This window comes from Mesorhizobium sp. M1E.F.Ca.ET.063.01.1.1, assembly GCF_003998155.1.
Lineage (GTDB): Bacteria > Pseudomonadota > Alphaproteobacteria > Rhizobiales > Rhizobiaceae > Mesorhizobium.
This window is the reverse complement of the sequence record NZ_RZSC01000493.1, coordinates 1-4,513: the sequence shown is the minus strand read 5'-3', so window position 1 is coordinate 4,513 and position 4,513 is coordinate 1. Positions and strand designations below refer to the sequence as shown.

Below are 4,513 nucleotides of genomic sequence, written 5' to 3'. Positions count from 1 at the left end.
GCTTCAGGAGCTGCAGCACGTTGGCGAGCGTGCCGATGTCGAAAATGGCACCGGGCTCAGGATCATCGTCGGCTGCGTTCATCTGGGTGGCAAGCAGGATCTGCTTTTCCTGACCCATCACTTCTTCCAGCGCCTTGATCGACTTTTCGCGCCCGACAAAGAGCGGAACGATCATGTGCGGAAACACGACGATGTCGCGCAGCGGGAGAACCGCGAAGACGCCGTCGCCGGAAGCCCTGGATATTTTGGCCATTGTCCAACCTTTCATGTCGCGGACGCTAATTGAGCCAACCGCGAATCTTATATTAACGACCGAGCGTCGTTCCGCCTACCACAGTTTGTGACGGGAATTTTACAGCACGGAATTCGGCGCTTCGGCCTTCCGCTGTTAGGTGGATGCGGGCGGAGCAAAGATCAAGGGTTAACACGGTCCGTTCATCCACTCCATCGCTTGCCGGTACCCCCGTCACAGCAAAACGGCGCCGCACGGGCGCCGTTCCATGAAAAATTGCCGGATCGGGTGCCATCTCAGGCGCTGACGTTGCCCTTCTTTTCCTTCTGCTCGGAATAGATGTACAGCGGCCGGGCGTTGCCGGAAACCACCTCTTCCGAGATCACCACTTCGCGCACGCCTTCCAGCGCCGGCAGCTCGAACATGGTGTCGAGCAGGATCGCTTCCATGATGGAGCGCAGGCCGCGCGCGCCGGTCTTGCGCTCGATGGCGCGCTTGGCGATCGCCGACAATGCGTTCTCGTGGAAGGTCAGGTCGACATTCTCCATCTCAAACAGCCGCTGATACTGCTTGACCAGCGCGTTCTTCGGCTCGGTCAGGATCTGGATCAGCGCCGGCTCATCGAGGTCCTCGAGCGTCGCCAGCACCGGCAGACGGCCGACGAATTCCGGGATCAGGCCGAACTTCAACAGATCCTCCGGCTCGACCTGGCGGAACAGGTCGCCGGTGCGCCGATCCTCGGGCGACGCCACGGTGGCGCCGAAGCCGATCGAGGTCTTGCGGCCGCGGTCCGAGATGATCTTGTCGAGCCCCGCAAAGGCGCCGCCGCAGATGAACAGGATATTGGCGGTATCGACCTGCAGGAATTCCTGCTGCGGGTGCTTGCGGCCGCCCTGCGGCGGCACGGAAGCGACCGTGCCTTCCATGATCTTCAAGAGCGCCTGCTGCACGCCCTCGCCCGACACGTCGCGGGTTATCGACGGATTGTCCGACTTGCGCGAGATCTTGTCGATCTCGTCGATATAGACAATGCCGCGCTGCGCGCGCTCGACATTGTAGTCGGCCGATTGCAGAAGCTTCAGGATGATGTTCTCGACGTCCTCGCCGACATAACCGGCTTCGGTCAGCGTCGTGGCGTCGGCCATGGTGAAGGGCACGTCGATGATGCGGGCGAGCGTCTGCGCCAGCAGCGTCTTGCCGCAGCCGGTCGGGCCGATCAGAAGGATATTGGACTTCGCCAGCTCGACGTCGTTGTTCTTGCCGGCATGCGCGAGGCGCTTGTAATGGTTGTGGACGGCGACCGACAGCACCCGCTTGGCGTAGGGCTGGCCGATGACGTAGTCGTCGAGGACCTTGAGGATCTCCTGCGGGGTGGGCACGCCCTCCCGCGACTTCACCATCGAGGTCTTGTTCTCCTCACGGATGATATCCATGCAGAGCTCGACGCACTCGTCGCAGATGAAGACGGTCGGACCGGCGATCAGCTTGCGCACTTCGTGCTGGCTTTTGCCGCAAAACGAGCAATAGAGCGTGTTCTTTGAATCACCGCCGTTGTTGCTTACCTTGCTCATTTTTCTGTCCTTTCACCGCCTGCCCGCCGATGGTCTGGCCGCATGGGCGTCTCACCAATCTATCGCGGGAATTCGCGGCCGCCAGTGTCCCGGCTCACACAGCGCATTCCGTACGATACGCAAATCAGAAAACGCGACAATGATTCGCAGCAACCCCATGCAAAGCTAAGCCGTCGAAAATCAACATAGCCTTAACGTAGGCAATCCCGACCGTCGAGGGAACAGGCAATTGTGGCCGAAATGCCGCAAGCCGCGCCAAAAGCACGTTATCGCACCATCGAGCTGCCAACCAGGGCCTACGCGGCGGCGGTTTCGCCCAGCTCGCGCGTCGTGATGACCTTGTCGATCAGACCAAAGTCCTTGGCCTCGTCAGCGCTCATGAAATGGTCGCGGTCGAGCGTCCGTTCGATCTCGTCATAGCTCTTGCCGGTGTGCTTGACATAAACCTCGTTCAAGCGACGCTTGAGCTTGATGATATCCTGCGCATGACGTTCGATGTCCGACGCCTGACCCTGGAAGCCGCCGGACGGCTGATGGACCATGATGCGGGCGTTCGGCGTGGCGAAGCGCATATCCTTGTGGCCGGCGCAAAGCAGCAGCGAGCCCATCGAGGCGGCCTGACCGATGCAGAGCGTCGACACCGCCGGCTTGATGAACTGCATGGTGTCGTAGATCGCCATGCCCGAGGTGACGACGCCGCCCGGCGAGTTGATGTAGAGGTTGATCTCCTTCTTGGGGTTCTCCGCCTCGAGGAACAAAAGCTGTGCACAAACCAGCGTCGCCATGCCGTCCTCGACCGGGCCGGTGATGAAGATGATGCGTTCCTTCAACAGGCGGGAGAAAATGTCATAGGCGCGCTCGCCGCGATTGGTCTGCTCGACCACCATCGGAACGAGGTTCATGTAGGTTTCGACGGGGTTCTTCATGGACTACCCTTGTTAGATGGATTCCGGCGCCGTGAAATATGGCCAATCGGGCGGAATCGGTTCTTGATCGTTAAATCCTAAATAGGATGTCGGCTCACCCTAGCGCAAGGCCGCCCCTCCTAGCCATCTGGTTAAGTCGAATCAAGCGCCGCCGGTCAGGAAATGCCTGTGGTTGCGCCTTGTTCGGAAGTGCTCAGGCGCTAACCGGCCGCCTCGGTAGCAATTTCTTAACCGCGCGGCTTAACGACAAGCCTTGAAATCCCTGTCCGGCGGCGGGCCTTCCGATACATTCCTGCGTTGAACCGGCGTCCTTTTTCAACGGGGGAATGTCATGTTTCGCCAGAGTTCCTTTCGCAAGAGCTTCGCATCGCTCACCTCTGCCAGCCTGGCAACGCTCGCAACGGTGTCGCAAACGGCTGCCGGCGGCCGCGCGCTCGAATGCTACGAGCCGGTGCATCGGCCGGCGCTTTATGACACCGTCTACGAAGACGTGATGGTCAGCCCCGGCGGCCAACTCGTCGACTATGACCCGCCGATCTACGGCACAAGCGAAGGCCTGGAGCAGATCGCCCCGCCTCGCGTCACCTATGAGGTCGTGCCCGCCGTCATGCGCACCGTCTACCACACGGTCAAGGTCGACGATGGCGGCTATGCCTGGGAATGGCGCGTCATCCATGGCCGCAAGGTGCTGTGCAAGATCTGGCGCAAGGCGCGCTATGCGCGCGTCGCCGAAACCGTAATCGTCGAGCCGGAGCGCGTCCGTCGCGTGGTCCTTCCGGCGGAATATGAAAACGTGGCGCGGGAAGTGCTGGTGCGGCCGGAACGGCGGCGCGTCACCGAAATTCCACCTTCGTACAGGACAGTTGGGCGCCGCGTGGTGGTGCGGGAAGGCTCGACCAGATGGCGGCGGGTGCATATTCCGCGGCATTGCCTGGACTAGGTTCGACCGTTTGCCCTGGGGCTAGTCCGACCGGGCCTCTTCCTGCCCGGTCGAAAAAAATGTCGGCTCAGGCCAGATCGATATCGAGGATCGCCATCGAGAAATTGTAGTCGCCGTCGTCCTCGTCCTTGAAGACGATGCCGAGGAATTCGTCGCCGACATAGACTTCGGCCGAGTCTTCCTTGCGCGGACGCGCCTTCACCTGCAGCTTGGGATTCTGGAAGACGCGTTTGAAATAGGCGTCCAGCTTTCTGATCTCGTCGGGTTTCAAAGTCTTCTCCGAAATGTCGGCCTTGTTCGTTGGGACGCGCTTCTGACATGCCGACAATGGCGATGTAAAGGCAAGCCGGCAGGATAAATAGGGACGACCGGTATTTGACACGGCAGCCGGAATCCGGCCGCCGCAAATGATGGCCGAATTCAGATGTCGAAGCTGACGACGTGGTCCATCGTCTGCGAGGGCAGGAGCTGGTCCATCTGCCTGGAAGGCTGGTCGCAACCGGTCTCGCCGACGACGCGCGCCGGCACGCCGGCGACCGTCTTGTTGTGCGGCACCGGCGACAGCACCACCGAGCCGGCCGCGATCTTCGAGCAGTGGCCGATCTCGATATTACCGAGGATCTTGGCGCCGGCGCCGATCAGCACGCCGCGGCGGATCTTCGGATGGCGATCGCCACCGGCCTTGCCGGTGCCGCCGAGCGTCACGCCATGCAGAATCGAGACATCGTCCTCGATCACCGCCGTCTCACCGACGACAAGGCCGGTGGCGTGGTCGACGAAAATGCCCTTGCCGATGCGGGCGGCCGGATTGATGTCGGTCTGGAACACCGAGGAGGACCGGCTC

General features: G+C 61.2%; 5 protein-coding genes and 1 pseudogene. 1 reads left to right on the top strand and 5 read right to left on the bottom strand.

Translation table 11 applies throughout. The features are described from left to right. The 3 genes from EOA29_RS26215 to clpP form a co-directional block, all read right to left on the bottom strand. A partial coding sequence (locus EOA29_RS26215) for an LON peptidase substrate-binding domain-containing protein (RefSeq protein ID WP_189478993.1) occupies positions 1-253 on the bottom strand: 253 nt, incomplete at its 3' end. A gap of 275 nt (positions 254-528) precedes the next feature. After that, positions 529-1,803, bottom strand: a complete 1,275-nt coding sequence (gene clpX / locus EOA29_RS26210; RefSeq protein WP_059185169.1) for an ATP-dependent Clp protease ATP-binding subunit ClpX — start codon at positions 1,801-1,803, stop codon at positions 529-531. A gap of 296 nt (positions 1,804-2,099) precedes the next feature. After that, positions 2,100-2,729 carry an ATP-dependent Clp endopeptidase proteolytic subunit ClpP gene (gene clpP, locus EOA29_RS26205; protein WP_126093548.1) on the bottom strand — a complete coding sequence of 210 codons (630 nt, stop codon included), beginning with the start codon at positions 2,727-2,729 and terminating at the stop codon, positions 2,100-2,102. Between the two features lie 331 nt (positions 2,730-3,060). Here clpP and EOA29_RS26200 point away from each other — a divergent pair, with 331 nt between their 5' ends. Further along, entirely contained in the window at positions 3,061-3,669 is a 609-nt protein-coding gene (locus EOA29_RS26200; protein WP_245464658.1) for a hypothetical protein, read from the top strand. Positions 3,670-3,736: 67 nt separating this feature from the next. Here EOA29_RS26200 and EOA29_RS26195 read toward each other — a convergent pair whose 3' ends face one another. Continuing rightward, on the bottom strand, positions 3,737-3,940 hold the full coding sequence (locus tag EOA29_RS26195; RefSeq protein ID WP_027166457.1) for a DUF3126 family protein: 204 nt from the start codon (positions 3,938-3,940) through the stop codon (positions 3,737-3,739). Between the two features lie 149 nt (positions 3,941-4,089). Then, positions 4,090-4,513: pseudogene (locus EOA29_RS26190) on the bottom strand (serine O-acetyltransferase); the annotation flags it as partial.